Source organism: Geodermatophilus amargosae (assembly GCF_900116515.1).
GTDB classification, from domain to species: Bacteria; Actinomycetota; Actinomycetes; order Mycobacteriales; family Geodermatophilaceae; genus Geodermatophilus; species Geodermatophilus amargosae.
The window spans coordinates 1-22536 of sequence record NZ_FPBA01000004.1 but is presented as its reverse complement, the minus strand read 5'-3'; the positions used below and the strand labels follow the sequence as shown (position 1 = coordinate 22536).

18 protein-coding genes, 1 tRNA gene and 1 pseudogene are annotated in these 22536 nt (G+C 70.0%); 8 read left to right on the top strand and 12 right to left on the bottom strand.

The window, feature by feature from the left end; translation table 11 throughout:
• Positions 1 to 8 precede the first annotated feature (8 nt).
• The 4 genes from BM414_RS07295 to BM414_RS07280 form a co-directional block, all read right to left on the bottom strand.
• Positions 9 to 962, bottom strand: coding sequence for an NADPH:quinone oxidoreductase family protein (locus tag BM414_RS07295; protein ID WP_093578802.1), 954 nt, complete (start codon positions 960 to 962; stop codon positions 9 to 11).
• A 63-nt stretch (positions 963 to 1025) separates the two neighbouring features.
• Positions 1026 to 1832 (bottom strand): SDR family oxidoreductase, encoded by an 807-nt coding sequence (locus BM414_RS07290; RefSeq protein WP_093578801.1) that lies wholly within the window; start codon positions 1830 to 1832, stop codon positions 1026 to 1028.
• Between the two features lie 21 nt (positions 1833 to 1853).
• A complete protein-coding gene (locus BM414_RS07285; RefSeq protein ID WP_093578800.1) occupies positions 1854 to 3173 on the bottom strand; it encodes a M20/M25/M40 family metallo-hydrolase in 1320 nt (439 codons plus the stop codon).
• 114 nt (positions 3174 to 3287) lie between these two features.
• Positions 3288 to 3881, bottom strand: a complete 594-nt coding sequence (locus BM414_RS07280) for a hypothetical protein (RefSeq protein ID WP_093578799.1) — start codon at positions 3879 to 3881, stop codon at positions 3288 to 3290.
• Between the two features lie 186 nt (positions 3882 to 4067).
• Between BM414_RS07280 and BM414_RS07275 the strand changes: the two genes are divergently transcribed.
• Positions 4068 to 4155, top strand: a tRNA-Leu gene (locus BM414_RS07275).
• Here BM414_RS07275 and BM414_RS07270 read toward each other — a convergent pair.
• From BM414_RS07270 to BM414_RS07255, 3 genes are all read right to left on the bottom strand, one after another.
• Positions 4134 to 5837 carry a recombinase family protein gene (locus tag BM414_RS07270; RefSeq protein ID WP_093578798.1) on the bottom strand — a complete coding sequence of 568 codons (1704 nt, stop codon included), beginning with the start codon at positions 5835 to 5837 and terminating at the stop codon, positions 4134 to 4136. The two genes, BM414_RS07275 and BM414_RS07270, sit on opposite strands and share 22 nt — an antisense overlap.
• A gap of 163 nt (positions 5838 to 6000) precedes the next feature.
• Positions 6001 to 7671, bottom strand: coding sequence for a recombinase family protein (locus BM414_RS07265; protein ID WP_093578797.1), 1671 nt, complete (start codon positions 7669 to 7671; stop codon positions 6001 to 6003).
• Between the two features lie 585 nt (positions 7672 to 8256).
• Positions 8257 to 9057, bottom strand: a complete 801-nt coding sequence (locus BM414_RS07255; RefSeq protein WP_139245736.1) for a hypothetical protein — start codon at positions 9055 to 9057, stop codon at positions 8257 to 8259.
• 2044 nt (positions 9058 to 11101) lie between these two features.
• Between BM414_RS07255 and BM414_RS07250 the strand changes: the two genes are divergently transcribed.
• On the top strand, positions 11102 to 11602 hold the full coding sequence (locus BM414_RS07250) for a hypothetical protein (RefSeq protein WP_093578794.1): 501 nt from the start codon (positions 11102 to 11104) through the stop codon (positions 11600 to 11602).
• 275 nt (positions 11603 to 11877) lie between these two features.
• Here the strand turns inward: BM414_RS07250 and BM414_RS07245 are convergent, their stop codons facing one another.
• A complete protein-coding gene (locus BM414_RS07245) occupies positions 11878 to 13239 on the bottom strand; it encodes a hypothetical protein (RefSeq protein WP_093578793.1) in 1362 nt (453 codons plus the stop codon).
• Positions 13240 to 14845: 1606 nt separating this feature from the next.
• Here BM414_RS07245 and BM414_RS29175 point away from each other — a divergent pair.
• Entirely contained in the window at positions 14846 to 15337 is a 492-nt protein-coding gene (locus BM414_RS29175; RefSeq protein WP_093578792.1) for a hypothetical protein, read from the top strand.
• A 267-nt stretch (positions 15338 to 15604) separates the two neighbouring features.
• Here the strand turns inward: BM414_RS29175 and BM414_RS07235 are convergent, their stop codons facing one another.
• Both BM414_RS07235 and BM414_RS29170 read right to left on the bottom strand, forming a co-directional pair.
• Positions 15605 to 16288: a hypothetical protein gene (locus tag BM414_RS07235; RefSeq protein ID WP_139245734.1), complete on the bottom strand. Its 684-nt coding sequence runs from the start codon at positions 16286 to 16288 to the stop codon at positions 15605 to 15607.
• Positions 16289 to 17255: 967 nt separating this feature from the next.
• Positions 17256 to 17405 (bottom strand): hypothetical protein, encoded by a 150-nt coding sequence (locus tag BM414_RS29170; protein ID WP_175551474.1) that lies wholly within the window; start codon positions 17403 to 17405, stop codon positions 17256 to 17258.
• A gap of 366 nt (positions 17406 to 17771) precedes the next feature.
• Between BM414_RS29170 and BM414_RS07230 the strand changes: the two genes are divergently transcribed.
• The 3 genes from BM414_RS07230 to BM414_RS07220 all read left to right on the top strand — a co-directional run bounded on the left by BM414_RS07230 (position 17772) and on the right by BM414_RS07220 (position 20558).
• The gene (locus BM414_RS07230) at positions 17772 to 18650 is read left to right on the top strand and encodes a spherulation-specific family 4 protein (protein ID WP_175551473.1); all 879 of its coding nucleotides are present in this window, start codon (positions 17772 to 17774) and stop codon (positions 18648 to 18650) included.
• 634 nt (positions 18651 to 19284) lie between these two features.
• Complete coding sequence (locus tag BM414_RS07225; protein ID WP_139245733.1) at positions 19285 to 19758, top strand: hypothetical protein; 474 nt, start codon at positions 19285 to 19287, stop codon at positions 19756 to 19758.
• Positions 19755 to 20558 (top strand): hypothetical protein, encoded by an 804-nt coding sequence (locus tag BM414_RS07220; RefSeq protein ID WP_093578788.1) that lies wholly within the window; start codon positions 19755 to 19757, stop codon positions 20556 to 20558. The genes BM414_RS07225 and BM414_RS07220 overlap by 4 nt, the downstream gene beginning before the upstream one ends.
• A 131-nt stretch (positions 20559 to 20689) precedes the next feature.
• On the opposite strand, the gene BM414_RS07215 is transcribed toward BM414_RS07220, so the two are convergent.
• A complete protein-coding gene (locus BM414_RS07215; RefSeq protein WP_093579029.1) occupies positions 20690 to 20968 on the bottom strand; it encodes a ribonuclease H-like domain-containing protein in 279 nt (92 codons plus the stop codon).
• A gap of 352 nt (positions 20969 to 21320) precedes the next feature.
• On the opposite strand from BM414_RS07215, the gene BM414_RS30680 reads away from it, so the two are divergent.
• Both BM414_RS30680 and BM414_RS29165 read left to right on the top strand, forming a co-directional pair.
• Complete coding sequence (locus BM414_RS30680; protein WP_245784549.1) at positions 21321 to 21485, top strand: hypothetical protein; 165 nt, start codon at positions 21321 to 21323, stop codon at positions 21483 to 21485.
• A gap of 199 nt (positions 21486 to 21684) precedes the next feature.
• A complete protein-coding gene (locus BM414_RS29165) occupies positions 21685 to 22362 on the top strand; it encodes a hypothetical protein (RefSeq protein WP_175551472.1) in 678 nt (225 codons plus the stop codon).
• Between the two features lie 33 nt (positions 22363 to 22395).
• On the opposite strand, the pseudogene BM414_RS28275 reads toward BM414_RS29165, so the two are convergent.
• Positions 22396 to 22536 (bottom strand): annotated as a pseudogene (locus tag BM414_RS28275) (IS701 family transposase); the annotation flags it as partial.

Here is a 22536-nt window from a genome sequence, read left to right as displayed (position 1 = left end):
CAGGGGGCCTAGGGAACGAGCACGACCTTGCCGACCGTGCCGCGGTCGGCCAGCGCGGCCAGCGCCCGCGGTGCCTGGTCCAGTGGCAGCACCTGGCCGACCAGCGGGTCGACCTGCCCGGCGGTGACCAGCCGGACGAGCTCGTCGTGGGTCTGGCCGATCACGGCGGGGTCCTTCTTCTTGTACAGCCCCCAGTGCAGGCCGACGACGCTGTAGTTCTTGACCAGCGCGTGGTTCGCCGGCGCCTCCGGGATGCGCCCGCTGGTGAAGCCGACGACCACCAGCCGGCCCTCGAAGGCGATGCACCTGCGCGACCTGTCGAAGACGTCGCCCCCGACCGGGTCGTAGACGACGTCGGCACCCTCGCCGCCGGTGAGCTCCTTGACGACCGGCACGAAGTCCTCGGCCGTGTAGTCGATCACGTGGTCGGCGCCGAGCTGGCGGCAGACCTCGGTCTTGTGCGCGCCGCCGGCCGTGGCGATGACCCTGGCGCCGGCCGCCTTGCCGAGCTGGATGGCCGCCGAGCCGACGCCGCCGGCACCCGCGTGCACCAGCAGCCACTCCCCCGCCTGCAGGTGCGCGCGGCGGTGCAGGCCGACGTGGCCGGTCTGGTACGTCAGGTGGAGGGCGGCGGCCTTCTCGTCGGACAGCGTGTCCGGCACCGGCCAGGCGTCGCGGGCGTTCATCAGCGCGTACTCGGCGAACGCGCCGGGACCGCCGGCCGGCCCGCCGATCACCCGGCGGCCGTCCTCGGTCTCCCCGCACAGCTCGACGCCGGGGGTGAAGGGCAGCGGCGGGCGCTCCTGGTACTTCCCCTGCGCCATGAGCACGTCGGGGAAGTTGAGCGCCGCCGCCCGCACGCGGACCTTGATCTGGCCCTCGGCCGGCGTCGGCTCCTCGACGTCCTCCAGCCTCATGACCTCCGAGGGGTCGCCGAGCACGTGGACCCGCCATGCGCGCATGCGCCCGACCCTGCCAGAGCGCTGGTGACCGGCGTCACCGGGGCTCCGGTCGGTGCGGCCGCGTCAGCGCATCGACGGCGGGCGCAGCGCCTCGGGGACGACGGCGGTCTCGCCGGTCGCCGTCCTCGCGCTGGGCACGCCCTTGAACTTGTAGGGCACGGTGCCGATGCCGGGCTGGATGACGTACGCCGCACCCGGCTCGCCCGACGTCCAGGCCATGACCATCGCGTCGGCGACCTCGGCGGCCGGGATGACCGGGAAGCTCGCCGCCTCGAACTCGTGCCGGATGCGGTCGATGATCGCGGTGTCGGCGAAGCCGGGGCAGATCGCGGAGATCGTGATGCCCTCGCGGCTCAGCCGCGGCGCCATCGAGCGGACGAACGCGATCGCGCCGCCCTTGGCCACGCTGTAGCCCGGGTCCGACGGCATGGGCGACAGGCCCGCCAGCGACGCCGTCACCACGATCGCTCCCCCGCCGGCCCGCGCGATCGCCGGGCGGGCCGCCGCGACGCCGTAGACGACGCCGAACAGGTCGATGTCGACCACGCGCATGAACTCGTCGAGGTCGAGGGCGTCGTCACTCTTGGCCGCGGAGATGCCGGCGTTGAGGTAGGCGGCGTCGAGCCGGCCGTGCTCGGCCTCCACCTGCGCGACGACGGCCTCGTTCGCGGCGCGGTCGGCGACGTCGAGGGCGACGAAGTGCGCGCCGAGCTCGTCGGCGACCGACCGGTTGCGCTCGCTGTCGCGGTCGGCGGCGACGACGGTGACGTCCCGCTCGCGGAGCTTCTGCGTGAGGGCGCGGCCGAAGCCGCCGGTCCCTCCGGTGATCAGCGCGACGGAACCGGGGCCGGGAGGTGTGGGAGAGGTCACCCCGGCATCACACCATGCGGGTCAGACCGCGCGGAGGAACCGGTCGAGCACCCGGACGCCGAAGCGCAGCGACTCCACCGGCACCCGCTCGTCGATGCCGTGGAACAGCGAGGCGAAGTCGAGGTCGGCCGGCAGCCGCAGCGGTGAGAACCCGAAGCACCGGATGCCCAGGCGCTCGAAGCTCTTCGCGTCGGTGCCGCCGCTCATGGTGAACGGCACCGGGCGGGCGCCGTCGTCCTCGCTCTTCAGGGCGGCGACCATCTGGTCGACCAGCGGGCCGTCGAACGTCGTCTCCACGGCCTGGTCGTGGACGATCCACTCGCGCTGGATGCCCTCGCCGATCAGCGAGGCGAGCTGCCGCTCGAACTCCTCGGCCTGCCCGTGCAGGAAGCGGCCGTCGACGGTGGCGCTGGCCGTGCCGGGGATGACGTTGGTCTTGTAACCGGCCTGGAGCATCGTGGGGTTGGCCGTGTTGCGCAGGGCCGCGCCGAGCATCCGGCTGATGCTGCCCAGCCGGGCGAGCGCCTCCTCCGGCTCGTCGGGGTCGATCTCGATGCCGTAGGCCTCCTCGACGGCGGCGAGGAACTGCCGCATCGGCGGGGTGAGCACGGTGGGCAGCCGGGCCGAGCCGAGGCGCGCGACGGCCTGGCACAGGCGGGTGACGGCGTTGTCGTCGTGGACGAACGAGCCGTGCCCGGGCCTGCCGCCGGCGGTGAGCCGCATCCAGGCCAGGCCCTTCTCCGCCGTCTGGACGAGGTAGAGGCGCAGGTCGTCGCGGACGGTGATGCTGAAGCCGCCGACCTCGCTGATCGCCTCGGAGCAGTCGGCGAACAGGTCGGGGTGCTCGTCGACCATCCAGCGGGCGCCGAGCTTGCCGCCGGCCTCCTCGTCGGCGACGTAGGCCAGCACGATGTCCCGCGGCGGCTGCACGCCGGTGCGGGCCCACTCGCGCACCAGCGCCAGGACCATCGCGTCCATGTCCTTCATGTCGACGGCGCCGCGGCCCCAGACGTAGCCGTCGCGCTCCTCGCCGGAGAACGGGTGCACGCTCCACTCGGCGGGGTCGGCCGGGACGACGTCGAGGTGCCCGTGGACGAGCAGCGCGGGACGGCTGGAGTCGCTGCCGGGGATCCGGGCGACGAGGCTGGCCCGGCCGCGCTCGGACTCGAGGACCCGCGAGCCGATGCCGACCTCGTCGAGCTTGCCGGCCACCCACTCGGCGGCGCCCCGCTCACCGGCACTCGTGGCGGTGTCGCCGGTGTTGGTCGTGTCGATCCGGATCAGCTCGCTGAGCAGCTCGGCGACCTCGGCCTGGGCCTGGACGGCACCTGGGTTCTCCACCCTCGCGAGCGTACGGGGCGGCTCAGCGGCTGATCAGGTCGAACAGCCGGCTGCCGCCGAGGACCCCGCCGGCCGCGCAGACCGCGTAGCCGGCCCACCACCACGCCCGGCGGGTCACCGGCCGGCCCCCTCGCGCAGGGTGGCCGCCTCGGCCGCGCGGAACTCCTCGCCGGCGAGCGCACCGGAGGCGTGCAGGCGGGCCAGCCGCTCCAGTCGGCCGGCCACCGAGGCCCCGGGGTCGTCCCCGCCGGGGAGGTCGGGCTCGCTGCTCTCCCGCGACGGCGGCGGCCGGTCGCGCAGGTGCGGGTACGGGGTGACGACGGGCGGCGGGCCGGCCTGCGCGGCCCGGGTCGTGCGTCCTCGGCGCCAGGCGGCGAGCAGGAGCAGCAGCGGCGCGGCGCCCATGAGCACGGAGACGACGCCGCAGACGACGTAGCCCACGCTGATGCCCTCGGCGCCCGGCGGCGGGTCGAAGCCGTCGACGAGGAAGTGCCACCCGAGCGTGAGGAAGAGCGCCGGCCAGCCCAGCAGCACCGGGTTGGGGGCGCCGGCCGTGTGCGCTCCCCACCACGTGCCACCGAGGAGGAGCGGGACGAGGACGAACGGCAGCCCGATGACGGCGCCCGTGCCGTCGAGGCAGGGCTGGGCGGAGACGTGGGGGCCGCCGTCGGCGCAGGACCCGCCGACGGCGGTGACCGCGCGCATCATCCCAGAGAGCAACGTGGCGGCGGTGCCGGTGACGCGGCGGGCGGTCCAACGGGCGGGTCCTGGGGTCCGGGCACGGCGGCAGGCCAGGGGTGGACGCAGCGCTGCGGTGACCTGCGCGGCGTCCCGACACGGCGGGGTACCCGTGCCGGGCCGCGATCGGTGTCGGGTAGTCTGGGCAGCGCACTCGTCCGGGTGGCGGAATGGCAGACGCGCTAGCTTGAGGTGCTAGTGCCCTTTATCGGGCGTGGGGGTTCAAGTCCCCCCTCGGACACCACGTTTTGCACACGCCTTGGCCGTGCTCACCTCAGCGTCCACGTCGCCGCTAGTCGGGTGGTACGTCAGGCGTAACGCCAGCCCGCCGTACAGAGCGGCCTTGGCCACCGGTGGGGCCGTCGGCAGGCCGCTGACCAGGGCAGACATGTCCTCGACGACCTTGCTCAGGTCGGTCGCGGTCATCTCGGCGGGGATCTCGTTGTTGAGCAGGCCGAGGTCGGTTCGAGCGCGGGCGAGGTCCGCTTGTGCCTCGTTGATCCACGCGCTGACCACTGCCGGGTCGGCTCCTTGTGCCAAAGCTGCCTTGAAGCGGGTGAGTCGCTGTTGTGCCTCGGCGATGCGCCCGTCGATGGCTGTTCGGCGGCTGTCGTCGGCCGTGGCGTGGTGGCCGTTGGCGGTGAGGTTCTCGACTGTCGCGTGCACGGCGTCGGGGCCGAGGACACTGTCGAGCCACCGGTCCAGGGTCTCGACGAGGGTGTCTTCGCGTAGGTAGACGGTGCTGGGGTGACCGGCCTGGCGGGACGGGATGAGGTCCGCGGCGCGGCACCGGTAGTACAGCGTCGAGCCCCTGCGGTGGCCGGCCATCCGGCGTCGGCAGAGGCCGCAGTGCAGGTGTCCTCGGAGTTGGTAGGGGCTGCTGGCGGCTCGCACCGTTCGTGGTCGCTCGGACGCGGTCCGGGGGCCGCCGTCCAGTAGTCCCTGGACGCGTGTGAACGCATCGAGTGAGACGAGTGGGACGTGGGACTGCTCGTTGCTGGTGACGACCCGCTCCGCTGTGCTGCGGCGGAAGACGGTCACGGTGCCGGCGGCCACGTCCTTGGGGTCGAGTAGTCGCTCGACCCGGTGCCAGCGGCCCCAGACCTGGTGTCCGAGGTATCTCGGATTGGTGAGGATGGCGCGGACGGCCGAGGGCTGCCAACCATCCTGCAGCCGGTGGGTATTGCGGCCGGGGTCATGCGCGGAGGGGCAGGGGATGCCGTCGCTGTTAAGTTGGGCTGCCACCGCGCGGAGGCCGGCGCCGGACAGGTACAGGTCGAAGATCCTCTGCACCACGGGTCCGGTCGCAGGATCGGCCTCGAGGGCGTGCAGCATGATGCCGTCCGCGGCCTTGCTGGGGTTGGGGTGTGGTCCGGCGCTGGCGATCCGGTAGCCGTAGGGCGGCCGGCCACCGAGGAAGCGGCCCTGGTTGATGGTCGCTGCCTCCATGGCGCCGACGACTCGCCGCTGGATGCGTCGCCGCTCTCCCTTGGAGATGCCGCCGAAGATGGTCATCATCAACTCGTGGACGTCGGAGTCCGGGTCGATGCGGCCGCCGACGTCCGGTACCCACAAGTCGACACCGAAGTGCTGGAGGACCGGGAAGGTGTCGCTGAACTGGGAGCCGTAGAAGGCGCGCTGCGGTTCTCCGATGACGATCGCGTCGAAGGTGCGGCCAGGGTCGGCTACCGCCTCCAGTAGCCGCGTCGCTTCCGGGCGGCGCCGCCAGGGCAGCGACCGGCTGTAGCCCACGTCGAAGTACTCCTCGACGATCAGGCCGTGCGGCTCCGTCAGGAGTGATGCAGCACGGCGCTGCCAGCCGAGGCTGGTCTGGGGATCCTGGAGGTCCTCGGTGGAGCAGCGGCCGTAGAAGGCGAAGCGCTGCTGTGGGTTCTCCGACCCTCCGGGGTTGGACCTGCGGTTCATCTGACCTCCTGTTGGCGTCTGGGACCGGAATGATCGCGTCGACGTCCGACAGGTGGTCGCCCGTCCGAGCCGGCTCCAGTCGGCGGGCCGTGGAGCGTTCGGTCATCAGCCGTGCGGGCGGTCGGCGAGCAGGCGCTGCTGCTGCGCTGCTCGTGGTCGCTGGTCACTGCAGTTCCACGGAGGCGTGGTCGTGGCGGTAGACGAGGCGCAGGTGGAGGGCCTCGTAGAGGGCAGCCTTTTTCTCCGGGTCGGCGGTGGCCAGGCGGTGGCGCACGACGTCCACGTCCTCGACCATCGCGCGGATGGTGTCGGCGGTGAGTCGCTGGCGGGTGTCGATGCCCAGTTCCTGCAGTTCGGTCCTGGCGAGCGCGATGTCCTGCAGAGCCTCGTTGATCCACTTCACCACCAGGGCAGGTTCGGCTCCGGCGCCGAGCGCCTCCTTGTACTGGTCGAGTCTCGCCTCCCCGTCCGCGATGCGGGCGGTGAGGACGCTGGACTGCGAGGCCTCGGCCAAGGAAGGGCCTTCCGCCGACAGGAGCGCGCCGACCGACTCCTCGAGTCGTTCCGGGGTGAAGAGTTGGGTGATCCAGTTGTCGAGGGCGGGTACGAGGGCCGACTCCCGGAGATAGATGGTGGTGGGGTGTTCCGTGCGCGAGGCGCCCGGCGTCTGGTCGTTCGCCCGGCACCGGTAGTAGGTCTTGCCGTGGTTGGTGTTGCCTTGCAGGCGGCGACCACATGTGCCGCAGATGAGGCGCCCGCGCAGCAGGTAGGGAGTACCTGTGGTGCGGGGACTGCGCTGCCGCTGCTCGGAGCCGTTGCCCTGGGACCCCAGCCTCGACTGGACCTGCTCGAAGATCTCCGCGCTGACGATCACGGGATGAGCCGGCTCCCGACTCACGACGACGCGCTGGGGATCGCTACGCCGGAACTTCACGACGTTGCCGGCGGCCACGTCGTTGGGGTCGAGCAACCGCTCGACCCTCTCGGCCTTCCCCCATTCCGCGAAGCCGGTGTAGCGCCGGTTGGTCAAGATCGCCCGGATGGTCGCTGGTTGCCAGCCGTCCTGTGCGCGGTGGGTGTTGCGGAGCGGGTCATGCGCTGAGGGGCAGGGCACGCCTTCGAGGTTGAGTCTCGAGGCGATGGTGCGTAGCCCCGTGCCGTCGAGGTAGAGGTCGAAGATCCGGGTCACCACTGCGGCTGCGATCGGGTCGAGTGCCAGGGTGTGGAGGCGTAGTCCCTGCGCGGCCTTGTGCGGATTGGGGTGACGCCCGTTCGCGACGAGGCGGTGGCCATATGGTGGGCGACCGCCCAAGAAGCGTCCCTGTTCGACGGTTGCCGCCTCCATCGCCGCCGCCACTCGCGTCCGCACCCTCTGTCGTTCGGCTTTGGAGAGGCCGCCGAAGACGTTCATCATGAGGTCGTGGGCCTCAGACCGGGGGTTGAAGGCTCCCCCCATCTCAGGCAGCCACAGTGCGACGCCATGGTGCTCGAACAACGGCCAGGTGTTGCCGAACTGGTTCCCGAAGAAGGCTCGCTGCGGTTCGCCGATGACGACGGCATCGAAGGCACGTTCGGGGTTTGCCATCTCCTGCAGCAGTCGACTCGCCTGCGGACGGCGCTGCCACGGAAGCGAGCGGCTCAGTCCGATGTCGAAGAACTCGGTGACGACGCTTCCCTGACCGACGATGGTCCGCTCCGCCAGGCGGAGTTGCCAGTCTCGACTGAGCCTCGGATCCTGCATGTCCTCCGTTGAGCAGCGCCCGTAGAAGGCGAAGGACAGGCCGTCCCCGCCCAGCGATATCGCGGACTCGGCCCGCGAGGTGGACGCAGTCATGACGCCTCCTGTAGGTCATCGCTGCACTTAGGGCTGGCGTCCGGGGCAGAGGTCTTCAGGATGTCGAGGAGGATGCGAGCAGCCTCAGCAGTGAGGAGGGGCGCGTCCTGCGGCAGGATCAACGTGATGTGATCCCTGGATTGAAAGGTGAGTGGCTTCTTCACGCGCTCTTGCATCGGTCGATTACTTGGATGCCCGATGCGATAGTTCGATGATCTGTAGTGATCCGCGTCACGCTGGCTGGAGTGCTGAGAGGATCACCGGACGACACGCACTGCCTTAGGCCGAACCGTGGGCGACATCGAGACCTATGTGGGCTCGTGACGTCCTCGAAGTGCTGACGGTGCGAGAACTTCCGACTTGACGATGCGCCATTCCCAGATGGAGGGGACGGGTCCTCCCGGACGCCTTACGCCCACAAGTCTGGGCGCGAGGGGCTTCCATTCCGTGCAGATAGGTGGGGCGACTCCTCCGCCATGCAACACCGATTGACCGGCGGATCGTCGTGGCACGATGCTCGTCGTCAACAGCGGCGAAAGCACGTCAGCGTGATAACGCAGCCATCCTGGGTGCGAAGAGTGGGCGTCAGGTCGCGGTGAGGTCCTCAAGGGCATCGTCGGCGAGACCGCGAGCAACGAGATAGGCGATCAGATGGTCCTTCGGGAGTCCACTCAGCCGCTGTACGACGGAGGCGCACGAGCCGTCGCGGTCGAGTTGTCCGGGGGTGGTGCGTTGCGGTTGCTCACCCCACAGCGCCTCTGGCGCCCGCAGGATCTGCAGCATGCCCGGGGGCGCGTTCACGTCCTCGGCGGCCTGTGCCACCTTGTTGAGCAGAGCGTCCCGCGGGCTGATGTAGAGGACATGGGCGTATTTGCCACGGATTGTGGCCCGCCGGTATCCCCTCATCAGCACGCGGTAATCAGGTGCTTCCTTCTCAGAACGCTCGTATTCCACGGCGATCGCGCCGCGGACAGACATGCCGCGTTCCCAGCCGACAGGAAGGATCAGGGCGTCCGGATAACGCCGTCTGCCGTGGACGTCGAGATAGCCGTGGACCGGTTCGTCGCGCGCGGAAGCCTTGAGGTTTCCTTTGGCGGACCACTGAAGTCCCACGCCACTGGGCTGATTCGTCGCCGGCGCCTTGTCTGCGGCCGTGATCTCGCGCTCGGTCACCACGGTGACCGGCCGGGGAAAGCCGTCCGGCAACCAACCCTCCCCCATCTCCCACGAGATGAGGAGGTCGTTGAGCGACAATGTGTGTTCCAGTGTCCCCGGTGATGGCCGCGGTAGGTACTTGGTGACGACCCCCGCGCTCTCAGCCATCTCGTATCCCTGCCGGGTCGGCTGGTAGACGTGCACCCCCTTCAGCACCTGCTGCATCTCCACCAGCCCAAGCGTCCTGAGCCGACCGAGCAGCCGGGCCGCGGCCTGCCGAGTGGGCATCGCCTGCGCCGGCCACAGCCGACGCATCATCTGGGGAGTCGTCGCATACCGGACCCGAGCCAGCCAGCAGACGACCTCGACGTCCCGGGCCTGTAGTCGCACCCGCCCTGTGGTCGTCTGCCTGCGCAACGCGGACTGCTGACCGACCGGGACTACCAGTGCTGACTGCGGAGTGAACTGGTCACGGCGAGGAGGGAGGGGGGGCGCTGTTGCCCCCGGGAGGGGAAGCGCCCCCGGGTTGCGGCGGTCCTGCCCAAGGCGGTCGTCTGCTGAGGGAGGCGGGAGCACGTCGTCCAGCCTCGGCACAGCGAAGACGGACTCGTCGACGTCCATGTCAGGCATGCGGGCTCTCCGGGGTCGGGGCGGGCGATCACCGTCCTCATCGACGCGCGGACCCGTTGACTGGACGTTGCGGCCGCAACAAGTTCCCGCGCCGAATAGGTCGCGAGTCCCTCACACCGCCCGTTGCAGGCTGACAACGCCTCCGCTGGTGCCCCCGTTCGGCGAAATGTGCAGGTCAACGCGAGGTCGGGCCTGATGTGCATCAGGGGTCCCGAGGGTCATCTCAGGGCGCAGGCGTGGAGCCGCCGCTGTGGTGAGATGGCTTGTCCGGTCGTGCGGTCCACCGGAAGCGCTCCACCTGGGCGGTCGCCGTCCGTGGGTGGCTGGGTGGCCGGTCGCGCGCTTCCCGGGGGTGGGGGCTGGTTCGCTTCGCTCACCTCGCCCCTCCCCCGGGGTCGCCGCGTCACGGCCTGGGAGCGGAGGACCCGGGGGCGCTCCCGGGAGCCCGGGGAACCGGGACACCCGGTCTGGCTTGCGTTCCTTCGCTCCCCGGCCTCGCCCTCTCCCCTCCCCCTCCCTGGGCAATGCCGCCTGTGCTGCTCGGGTGTGCTGCCTCCGTGGGACCGGGTGTGCGGGTCGATGGTGACTGCTTGTGAGTGATGACGGCGGGCACGTCCGCCTTCGGACGGGCGATCGCAGGTCTCGGTCGAGGGGGATGCGGACCGCGGGGTGATCGGTGGCCGTGCGTCTCGGGTCGGTCATCGTCCGGCGAGGTGAAGTGGCCCGCGGGTGGGACGACGTGGCCCCGTGTCCTGACGTGGATGCGCACTGGTGCTGGGAGGCCGGTCGCCGGTGGGCGGGCGCTTGCCAGGGTGTCCGGCGCCGAGTCTTGGGGCCGTGGGATGAGGTTGAGCCGCGGCGCCTGGTGGCCTTCACCGCAGTGGGACCGGCGTTCGGTCGCAAGGCTGTTGGGCCGGTGGGCGGCGCTCGTGCTGCGGGGTGGATGAAGCGAGACCGCGGCCACGGCGCCTCGACCGTCCGTGCTGGGCGGTCTGCACCCAGGTTCATGACGCTACCGGCCGCTGGGCGGCGCTCGTGCTGCGTGGCGAGCGAAGCGAGACCGCGGCCACGGCGCCATCCAGCACCGCCGCAGGCGGACGGACGGACGCCAGTGGTAGGGCTTCGGTGGGCGCAGCGCTGGCGGCTGGGCCCCGGCCTTCCTGGGTCCCGGCCCGTGCAGGCAGGTGGAAATGGGCGTCCTCGCCTGGCGACGCCACCAGCCGCTGGGCGGCGCTCGTGCTGCGTGGCGAGCGAAGCGAGACCGCGGCCACGGCGCCATCCAGCGCCGCGTTCGTCAGGTCCGTGCGTGGATCCGGTTGTAGGCGGACGTCCAGCCGGCCAAACGGCGGGTCGCGGCGATACAACGGCTCGGGTGTGGTGGAACTGGGGTCCGTCGGCACGATCCTTCCGCGCGAGGTGGACCGGCCGGTCCCGTTGAGGGGATTGCCGGGGAGGTGCGCTTTGGGCGCTGTCCTGCAATGAAGCGACGGATGCAGGGCTTCTGTCGGGCTGCGGGCGTGGTTGGCGAAGGGCGGGCATACAGACTGTGTGCGGCGGCGCCGACACCTCAAGTCCGGAGCCGACCATCGAGTACACAGACTGCATTCGCGCAGGGTGGCGGCCACTGCTTGAGGAGGACGTCGCCGTGCCGCGGTCGCGTGAGCCCAGACCTGAACTCTTCCTGCGCTTCCACACTGCAGCGGAGACTGCGGCTGCAGAGGCGCTTCTTGCGCTGATGAGCCAGGCGTTGGAGGTCGTCCAGCGCGAGGAGGACGGCGCGGCCGCACGCCTGAGCCAGTTGTTGACGCTACTTGTCAATCCGCACCAGCCCACTGTCACTTTTGTGGATCATGAGGAGCGGATCCGATGCGTGCCCACAACTTCCAGCCGGGTCGCTCAAGTGCGATTGAGCGCCTTGGGTCGCTTGCGGGAGGTCGGATTGAACTACGAGGCGATCGGGTCGTTGCTGGGCTTGAGCAAGTCGGCTGTTCAAGCGATCTTCGATCGGGCGGCGGGTCGCAGGCTCAGGCAGGTGCGCATCTCGGCGACCGATGCCGCGCTCCTCGAGGCGGTCAAGGCCTGCGCTGATGGGTGGCTCGCGTGTCGCCGCGTCGGCGTGCCTGGTACAGGCCCGGAGGAGGGGTAGGGACCGCCGGGGACCAGGGCAGTCAGTGACTTGTGATCTGGAGTGGGCGACGGTGGAGCCTTGGGCGGAAGCGGCTGTTGTCGGAAGGACGGGGCGCTTCGTGCGGTGGCCCAGGATCGTAGGTGGGAGCGCGGTGTTGGCCCTGCTGGCCAGCGACGACCTCGATGACCCGGCCCTCACCGGGGTTCAACGGCCAAGGGCCTCGCCTGACGGTGGTCAGGCGAGGCCCTTGGGTCCTACAGCGATCGGGGTCGGTCCGTGAGACGTGGGCTGCCTCAGTCGGTCGATCCGGGTGCCGCGCCGCGCGGGGGCTGAGGGCGCCGGCGGCGGGACGTCGACCTCCGCTTGGTAGTGGGCTTGCGGAGCCGGCAGGTCGTCGGCTGACACTCACGGTCGACCTGCCAGAGGTCGCTCCTCCACCGCGCGGTGACCGCGCGACCGGCGGCGACGGCGGCGGCCACCTGCGCAGTGGTCCATCCGGTCGGCAGAGGGCGCACGCCGGGCAGCAGCCATGCGGTGCTGGCCTGGGAGTAGCACAGGTTCCGGGCGGAGCACGACCGCTGCGCGGGCGGGTTGCTGAGGTAGACCTGGGCCTCCGGGGGCAGGGCCTGGATGTCGGTGTCCTCGCGGAGCCGGGCGTTCCAGGCCGGTGTGATGAGTCCGCGGACGGTGCCGCGCCGGCGGTCGGGGCCGGCGTGGTCGAGGGTCGCTGCGTTGGTGGTCTTGCGGGTGTTGCGGCGCTGCGGCGGCTGGAGGGTCTTGCCGCTGATGGCGCAGCGTCCAGCCTGCTCGACGAGCAGTGCGTGCACCCAGGTGCCAGCGTAGTACCAGTCGAACCAGCGACGGTCGAGGGCCACCTTCTGCTTGGCCGGGTCGTTGCCGGCGATCTGGAGCAACTTCGCGGTCACCGAGGCGATCGCGGCTGGGGTGAAGGTGCCGCGTCCGGTCCCGGTCCGGCTCCGGCCGTAGATCAGTCCGCGGGTGACCGCCCAGCACTGCGCGGGCGGGCTGGCCAGGTAGGCCTGGCGGCGGTCGAGCACCGGCTGCCACCAGTGCTCGTCGAGGACCTTGCGCTGCAGGTTGGTGTTGCAGGACGGACAGAGGATGCCGCGGATCGTGGGGACCCAGGCCGCCGCTGAGGGGTTCCAGATGTCGAAGTGGTCGACGTGCACGCCGCCAGCGGATCCGTCGGCGTCGGTGCGGAAGGTAAGCGGGTGCAGGCAGATGGCGCAGCGGCGGTGCTGCAACTCCAGGAGCACCTCGACCGGGGTGCCGGCGTAGGACCAGGTGCGCGGCGGGTCGTAGGTGGGGTCTGTGGTCAGGTCCGCGGTGAGGTCGGCTGCGCCCTTGGCCCAGGGACCGCGCCAGCGGTGCGCGCCGGCGGGGAGGATGGTCAGGCCACCGGTGGTCGGGTTGTCCCACAGGTTGCGCCAGCGGGGGTCGGTCTTCCTGGCGAGGGAGTGCCCGTAGCAGACCAGTCCTGCGAGGCGGCCCTGCGGGTCGGTGGCCCACCGGTCCTGCTGCGGGAGGGGCTCGTGGCAGCCGGGGAGGGCGCAGGTGCCGTGCTGGCGGGCGCGCACCAGGCGTGCGGCGTCGGCGCGGTACAGGGGCTGGTCGGGGTTGGGGGTGCCGTTCACGGTGTCTCCTATGAGTTGTCGCTTGCAGGGGGGTCGAGCGGCTTTCGTGGTCTTCTGCGGCCGCTCGGTGATGAGGACGAGGAACTGGCCGGATAGCGCCGCCGCGGCGGGGCGCGGATGAGCCTGTGAGTTTGGGTCTGATGGGTGACGGTTGTGGTGTTCGTCCGGGCGTTCACGTTTTCTCCTCTCGTTGGGACATGGCAGAGAGCGCGCTATCCGCGGCGTTCGCATAGCCGCCGGAGTTCGTGCCGCTTTCTCTTCTGTGCGTTCCTGAAGCAGTGTCTTGCACTAGTCCGACAGGTCATCCGTCCAGGTTCGCTTCGGCGGGTTGGGCATCCATGGCGGCGTTGGCTGGTTGTGGTCGTTGTCCGGCGGCTGGGTGAGGATGTCTGCTTGGTCCGACAGGTCGTCCACCCGTCCAATAGCCCGTCCAATAGCGAAAGCGCGGCCCGCGGTGGCCCGGCAAAACGGGGTGTGCTGCACGACGATCGCAAGCATGCCGAGTCGTCGACGGGACGTAGCGGTCGTCCGCGGACCGCGTTCCGCGCCAGGGGAGGTGTACGACCACTCGGCCTCTGGCACGGTCTAGTGGGTCGGCCGTCGCTTGAGGCAAGTACCGTCTGCGCACACCCGGAGTCGCCGGATCGTAGGCGCAGCAGGTGCGTTTCTTGCTCACGGCAGAAATGGTCGGACACGAGTCCGACAGGTCGTCTGTGATGCTTGGACGGGCGAACTCGGTCGCCGGCCCGCTGATAGATCCCACATCTGCGCAGCGATGCCCGCTCACGCGCCTAACCGGGTGACGGCGTCCTCAGCGAGGTGTCCGCGGTCGGTCTCGCTTGGCCACGGGATGACCGCGGTGCCCGTACTCGTGTCGTATCAACGTGCCGTCGACGGCACGGGAGCATCGATCAAGCGGCGGAGGTGAAGGACCAATCGCTCACCGTTCACAGCGTGCGCCACGTGCAGCGGATGGCTACGGGCGAGGAGTACGGCTCCTCGTGCGAAGTCGTCGCTCCGGAACGGTCGTCCCCGTCCGACCGGAGCCTGCCTCGGATTGACCCCGGTCCCCTGCCCGATGCGGGCGCATTCCGCGCCATGTTCTTGCCGACAGCCTGGCCGCCACCGGTCTCGCCGGCGCCGAACGGCGAGAGGCTATGAGGCGTCATGCAGCGGTCGAATGCGCCGTCCGGGACGCCGGTTTACCGGCTGACCATGCCCGGTAGCGATTCGTCCGCAAGCGGGACGATTCGACGGAGCCCGCCGCTGCGCGTCTGCACCGGGACATCCGTCATGTGCACATAGATTGGTTGTCGGTGAGGGTCGCTGCGTCGTGTCGAACCGCCCTCCGCCTGCGTGGCCCCACTCCCCCGACAGGGCGAGAAGCAGATCGAAAGCATGCCGCCTGACTCGCCGGTGGTTGCAGCAGATCGGCTGAGACAGATGTGCAGAGCAAATCTTCCGCAGTTTTGTTCACTCATCTGGGTGATCCGCCGATACCACCGACGTGTCCAACACCCACGCAGCAGTAACTGCGACTCGAGACAAGAAGAAGAACCTGGTCGACGTCAGCATTGACCTCGATCCCGCCAGGAGTCATGTACTGATGACGCTGTCGGGACAGGTCCGGTGCCGCAGCGGCCTGGGCTGCGAGGACCGCTGTGCCGGCCACCGGCTTCAGACGACCTTGCACCTGCCGATGAGCGCCGTCGAGACGGTGATCGCCGCACTCTCGGAGAAGCGCTACGGCCCCCACGGCCACCCGATCACGGTGTCCGCACGGATCCGGCCGCACGGCACCGTCCTCGTGGCGGGCATCGGCACCTGGGTGAGCCCCACCCTCGAGGTAGAACGCCGAGCACCCGACCGCTTCCGGCTCCGCCTCACCTTGGAGCACCGCGCAGCGGAGCAGTGCGAAGGAGACGGTGACGACCCGATCGAGGTGGTGGTCGTGCTGCCCTACGCCGCTGCCCTCAAGTTGCACGTCTCGCTGCTGCGCTGGCGGTCCCGCTGCAGTCCGATTGTCATGTTGCTGGGATCGGGCAAGGCGAGGATCACCCGCGCGGCAGGCGGCACCTTCTGGAACGGCTCGCTCTGAGGGCAGGCCGGGCAGCCCCGCTCGTGCCGCCGCGAGCGGGGCTGCCGGCGCGGTAAGCGGTCGACTCGAGGGTGACGCCGACCGCTCCAAGGCGCCCTGCTCGTCGACCTCCCCTAGAGGTTGCAGTCCCCGGCGAGGTTCACCATGGCGACGTCTCGGTCCTCATGGCCACGACGCCCGCGGACGGTGATGTTGCGGAGGCGCCAACCAGGGCCGTAGGCCAGGGCCCCTGCGGGCTCCCAGCAGAGATTGAACCGTCTCCCCTGGTCAGGACCACCACAGGCCGACCACTGCCACTCCCGCCGGTAGGTCCGCCTCCCGCAGCGCACCCGCTGGCGCCGTCCAGCGTGGCTGTTGCACGGTCCACGAGGTCCATGCCTGCGCGGATGCGACGTCCAATGCTGCCGAGACGTTGTCCGTCACACCCCACGCCGCTGCCCGCTCGAGCAGCGCGCCTGCGTTGCCGGCCGGCACCCGGATGCCGTCGAAACGCACGAACGCACGCCGCAGCGCGCCCACGAGGCAGCCACTGAGGTCCTTGGCCTGCTCGACCAGCCACGTCATCGGCGGCTGACCGAAGTTCAGCCGCGCCGACACGTCCTCAACAGGCATCAACGCGAGCGCTTGCGCCGCCACCTGAGGCGGCACATCCCCCAGCCGGACCGACGACTGCGAGGTCGGATCGCGGTAGGGCTGCAGAAGGCCGTCGAGCAGCAGCGCGCTCGCGCCGTGGTCGTGCAGGTCCAGATAGCGCAGGGCCTCGTGCTGGTGACGGAGCAGACAGCCAGGCCGGCCTGCAAGGTTGCTCCTCGAGGACAGCGGTAGATCGGGCACATAAGGCTTGTCGCCGCAGGTCCGACACCGGGCCATGTATTGGCGGCCGTCGCTGAACGGCCGAGACAGCCTGCGGACGCTGACCTGACGGTCATCACTGTCGAACCGACCAGCCATGGCCAGCATGCTGGCTACCGCCTGCCGGTCCCGGGACACTCCGCCGCACGCTCCTCTGCTGGCTTCCGGGTAACACCGGAGCGGGTCAAGGAGCCCGACGCTAGGTCCAGCCACCGACTTTTCCTCCCTGGCGCATCCCGTGTGCGCGTAGGCGGGGCATCCTCCAGACGAGCCGTCGGCGCTGCGTCAAGGCCCGATGCGACGGCGGCTGGTGCCCGAGGTCTTGAGCGCCCCGAGCACCAGCCAGGCAGGCGCTCCACGGCGGCCGCCCATGGGGAGTCGGTTCGGCGTGACTCCCCTACCATCGGCGCCCCCGGCCACAGAGGCGCCGACAGGCCAGGGGGGCTGGAGCCGCTCGCCCCCGAGCACTAGGAAGGTAACGGCACGGTCTGACAGGACGGGACCGGTAGGCCGTCCGAGTTAAGGCCTGCGACCACACATCCTGCCCTCCACAAGGCAGCCTTGACGCTCAAGGTGGCCCAGAGACGATGGGGTGAGTGACCCGGCTTTCTTTTGCGCGCATGGGCACACCGGATCAACTGCGGCAGGTTTGTAAGTGCATCCGAGCGACTAGCGAACCCTTAGTCAACATCCCTGGGTTAGTGGTCAGCTTTCGTCACTGACGATAATCCCTTGCACTAGGCCGGGCGCAAGTAGGCCATCGAACTGGAGCCGGTCCTGAAGTCGTCGATCGATAGCATCCCGACGTGCGGCCGCTGGAGCACCAATAGGCACCGGGTCGCGTCGCCCGTGACGGCGCTCTCCTGTGACCTCCGGGGCGTAGCAGCGACGTCGGGACCCCGTGCTTCTCAAGCAGCCGCCCGATTAGATCGGGCAGGGCGACGTCGAGCAGGCAGCGGGTCGCCGCAGCCGGGCGCGCCTTGGTATGGCTACCGCCAGCCCGGCAAGCCCTCGCCAGGGGCGTCACACCGGGTTGTCCTCCGGGTCCGCGTCGTCGGGCTCGCCCTCATCGGGAGTCGTCTAGCCGCCCGATAACGGCGTATAGGCGCCGACCGACATCGGTCAGCCAGCTCTCCAACGCGTCGAGAACATGCTTCTCCGGCTTGCCGACGGGCAGCTCGATGGGCACTGCGTTCGATTCGTCAGTGGTCTCCACGACCTGCACGGGAAAGGCGCGGCGAGCGGCCTCCCCACCGTGCACCGACGCACGTCACGGCATCCGTGCGCGACCTCCCGATGCGGTCACACTCGTTAGCCTCCGGCGATTCGCCCTTCACCGTGCGTCGATGGCGCGGGCCGGCCTGGTCCAGCCGGCCACCGGGCGCGACCAGCCACCATCCGTGGCGCCCTGTCGTCCGACCGCACTTGCGGCTGACCAACCGCTTGACAGTGGCTGTGGGGTCGGTTCGACACTGAGCCGGTCACCTTTGGGGAGGAGGCCGTGCCCATGCCCAGTCCTCTTCCGCGCATCGCGAGGCTCAGGAACCCAGTCGTCCGCCCTCCGGAGTGGCTGGCTCGGCTGATGAGTCGTTTGGTCCTCGGCACGCCGGCACTGGCCGTCGCCGCATTCATGGTGGAGCGCCCTGGTCGCGTGGATTCGACCGGCCGGGAGATGACTCGCGCGTGGCTGTTCGACCAATGGGCCCGGATCGCCGAGGCCGGTTCCGCCGTCCGCGTCGTTGTGGTGGAGGGCAGCGTCCGCGGCCTGCGCCCGGACTGGACGACCTACGGGCAGTGGACCGCCGCCTTGGACGCCTGCCGAGCAGCCGGGCAGCAGCTCTACGGCTATGTGCCGGTCACGAACGGCACACGTCCCCTCGCCGAGGTCGCGGCTGAGGTCACCCAGTGGCAGGCCAACCTCGGGTCACGGCTGACAGGCATTTACCTGGACGAGGGGCCGGTGTCCTGCAGTCCGGCCGTGGCCGCCAGCTACCGCGGATACGCCCAACACATCCGCAGCTTGGGTCTGCGCGTCTATCCCTTAGCCCCTCAATGGCCCGACGACGCCACCGACGCTGCCGGGGTCTCCGACCCATGGATGCGTCAGCTCGACCCCGACTTCTTGCAGTTGTGGGAGGAGGGGGTGGACGCCTACCTCAATCGATACGGCGCCCTGGACTTCTGTGACACGCAAAACCTGCTTCCTCCGCCGGCGTGGTGGACCGCCCTGTGGGGCTGGCAGCCGGGCGTGCGCGTCTTCGGTCACAGCGCTCGGCGGGTGCACACCATTAACGACTGCCCAGACGCTCCAACGATGCGGCAGGTGATCGCGCTAGCGATCCAACGCAGCGCGAGGACCGTGTGGGTCACCCGCGCTCGTCAGGATCCGGTCCTCGGCTCGGTGTATGACGAACTGCCCCCGTACTGGGATGAGATGGTGGCGTTCATCCGGACACCATGACTCGGGCCGGCACGGTGCTGGGGCGCGATGGCGCCGCGACTCGTCCGCAGCCGAGCACCGGAGGCGTCCGCGCGTCGAAGTCCGATTGGAATCGGGTGGGATACGCAGTCCGAGCGCGCATAGCTGAAGGCGTGGCGGTGAGGTGGATCCTTAACCGGCGTGTGCGGCTGCACCCCAACCGTCACCACCGGCTCAGTGAGTCCGACGGCTGAGCTGATCACGGTCGCCCTCGACAGCACCAGCGTTCGCGCGGAAGCCGTGCGGAGGACTCCTCGAGAGGGCCCGTACGGCAGTACCGTGTGGTCTAGGTCACATCGGCGGAGCGGGATGTCAAGGTCCAGGGTGCTCGTCCACGGAGCCACAGGAACGCAGGGGACGCCAGTCGTGGAGAACGCCCTCGCCGCGGGGCGTCCGGTGGTGCGCTCGTCGACCGCGCCGCTCACGAGGTCTACGTTGCACGGAGACGGATCACCCTGCGAGATGCCGGCACTGCGGACCGTGAGACCGGCTCGCTGTCGAGTCCTGGCGCGATCGCCAAGGTCATGCTTCGTGGCAGCCCGGGCGCAAGCCGCTCAAGCTCCGGACGGGGACGTTCTCCCTGTTGAACATCCCATTGCGTCCCTACGCTTCGCCATTGTTCGGGCCGCCGACGCGCAACGGGGGAACTATGGCTGATGCTGCGGACACCGCGACGGCCGCAGTGAACAAGGTCAAAAACCTGATCGCGCTGCTAGCGGCTCTGACCGGCAAGAGCGAATCGACTGACACCGCCACCGCTGCCTCAAGTGCCAACATCGCCGGCGCGCACGCCGCCGTGGCGGCCTACCGGAAGACCGCCCGTTGGATCGTCGCCGCCTTATCGGCAGTCGCGCTCATCATCTTCGGCACCCTGCCCTTCTTTAACGTCACCCGGCTGCCCGACACCGCGCTCTTGTCGCACGCATTGGTCTGGCTGGGGTTGTTCTTCGTCGGACTCGGGGTCGTCCTCGCCGTAAGCGCGGTCGCCTCGACGATGACGCCCGTCAGGGCCAGCCTTGGCGAGCTGGCTGCCGAGACCCAGCCCCGCCAGGGCCACCCGTCCGCGATGCCATCCGCACAAGGGAGGTGAAACAGCTGAAGGAGGCCCTCTGCGGGTCGGAAAAGTCCTCCCACCTTGGACCAGACATCACCAGCGTCAATGGCCTCATGAAGCTTAATGAACTGGACAACGAGCGCCTAGACGGACTGAAAAGAACTCAGGCCGGAGCGGTCAGACTGCAGACCGCGGTTGACCACCGCGCCGTGTTAGCTGACCAACTTAAGGCGCTGCGGGCCGAGTTTATAGAGCTCAAGGCTGCGACGCCGCTGGACGTTAGGAACGCGGGAAGGCTCTGTCACGTCAGCACCCGGATTGCTGACCTCAACAGGAAGCTCGACGACGCCGCGACGCAGGAAGGGGGGGCGCTCAACGACGCCGGCACCTGCGGCGCTGAGCTCGCCAAGACGATGGCCGCTCGAAACGTCTACCTGTTCCACCGCAGCATAGTGGTCGACAGCTACGGGGTCACTCTCGTCCGCGCTGCATTCCTCCGCGCCCGCAGGCGGCTTGTATGGGCCGCCTTCTTGACGCTCCTGGGCGCTGCGCTCTACGCCTACATCCTGCCAGCCGACCCCACGGACGAGGACGAACCCGTCCCGGCAGCTCTACAGCCCGCCCCCGCGGTCATTCTCCGGTTGGACCCCGACGGCGCGGCGTACCGGGGGCTGCCAGCCAGATGCGGCCAAGGCGGCGACCTGACCGCCTACGTCATTTCGGGGGCGGACTTCAAAGAGCACGGACCTGCGACGGTGGTACTCGCCTCCGGGACGTGTGCGGGGCTGCAGCTCCGAGTTGGGGATGATGAGGGCACGCTGCAGCTTCAGCAGTAGCCCGTAGAACCAGCGTGTGGGGATGCGAGCTGACCCACTAGGTTCCGCTCCGATCGCAGTGGCCGATCTCGAGCTCACCCATGCACCGGCGGGCGCCAGCGACCAGCCGCTGCTTGACGGCCATCTGCAGATCACACGTCCCCAACTGTTGTTGCATCCGCCGTGAGCCAGGCGCGAAGGTGCTGCATCGCGCGGACGTCGTCCCGGTTGTAGACGAGCAGTCGTGCCTCGGCGGCCGGGTCGCCGGCCCGTGCCTGGTCGTACCAGGTCTGGGACTGCAGACCACCGGGGTCGTCGTCCTGCCACGCGAAGCCGGCGACCTGTTGGTGCAGCGCCTCACCAGCGGCAGCGCGGTCACCGCGGGTGCAGACCATCGATAGGTCGACGCGCTCGGCGGGATCGGTCAGCATGCCGGCGATCTTGCCGAGGAGGTCCGACAGGCGCAGGCGCTTTCCGTGGCAGCTCTCCGCTGACCGGGCGTGCGCTGCGGCGCCGCGCCAGTACCGATCCGGTGCGAGGTGCTCGGCGCGGTCGGCTGAACAAGCTCGGCTGCGGCAGCGCCAGCATGCGAACACGCGTTCGATGTCGTGGAAGCATGCGGGGTGGCCGGCGGCATGTCCCGGGGCAGGCGGGGCGAGTCGCTCGCAGACCGGGCCGCGTCCTCCGGGGGTGCGGCCGTCGGGGCAGCTGTCACCTCGGCCGACCGCCGGCGCGAAGGACCACCCTCGGACGGCTGGTGACGGCCACAGCCGACACTGCTGGGTGCGCGATCCACCCGAGGCGCCGGGCATCTGGCCCGGCCTGCTGGTGGAGTGGCGCCAGCAGGAGGACGGGTGGCACGGGCGCGTCGCCTACACCCTGCCGGGCAGCTACGGCCCCGTCCTGGTCGAGGCCTGGTTGCCGGCCGACCAGCTCAAGAGCGACTGACCGAAGACCGCGGCCGCCCGTCCGCGACGGCTCACGTCCCGCCGGTTTGGACCGGTAGGGCGCCAGCGCCCCATCCGCCGGGCTATGCCGGCCCCTGCAGCCACCCCCGGCGGCCCGGCGGGCGACTTCTACCCCGCCCGTCACGCCGGTGAGGCCGTCATCCGCCGGTCGGCGACGTCCGTTCCGCACACTGCTGGCCGTGTTCTCCCAGCGCTTCGGGTCGGGCCGAAACCTCCGCCGCGGCGCGCAGCGGTCCATGGTCGCCGCGGCCGCCGCTGGGGTGGTGCTGACCGGCTGTGGCGCGTCCGCCGGCGCCGGCGACGACACCGACGATGAGCGGTTCGACACCGGGCCGGCGCAGCAGCTGCTCGAGACCATCGGCGAACGCGCCGCTGCCGGGCAGGGGCTGGACTTCGCGACCTGTCCGCTGCTCGACGCCGCAAGCGTCGAGCGGACCGCGCCCGCCGCGGTCACCCTGCCGCCCTGGGGAACGTGGGCCGGGGGCCTGACCCCCGACTTGACCAACGCGCTCGGGCAGGTCGCCGGGGTCGACCTGGGCACGGGGAACAACCCGTCGATCGGCTGCTGGGGAACCTGGAGCTCACAGGGGGCGACCGCCAGTCCGCAGCTGGACGTGCTCATCATGCTGACCGCCCGCAGCGGCGACCCGATGCCGGATGCCGAGCCGTTAGGCGGCGGAGAACTGTGGACCGACTGCGGCCAGTACGCCGGGTGCACGGCTAGTACTGCAACGGCAGTTATGGCGGTGCCTGTCCGCGGGCTCGGTAGTGGGCGGCGCGGGCCTGGGCCTGGCGTCGTCGGCGCCACCAGGACCAGTCGGCGGTGTGGTCGAGGTCGGGCCGCGGTGTATGGATGAGGGTGTTGAGCAGGCGGCGGAGCTCGGGCACGGTCAGCGCGATGAGCTGCTCGGTTGCGGCTGCAGACCCCCCTTTTCCGCGCTGGCGCGGGTGGCACTCAGATAGGCGTGGGCGAGCATTGCCAGGGTGATGTGCCGATACCAGGCGGTGTAGTCCCGCACCTGGTAGGAGGC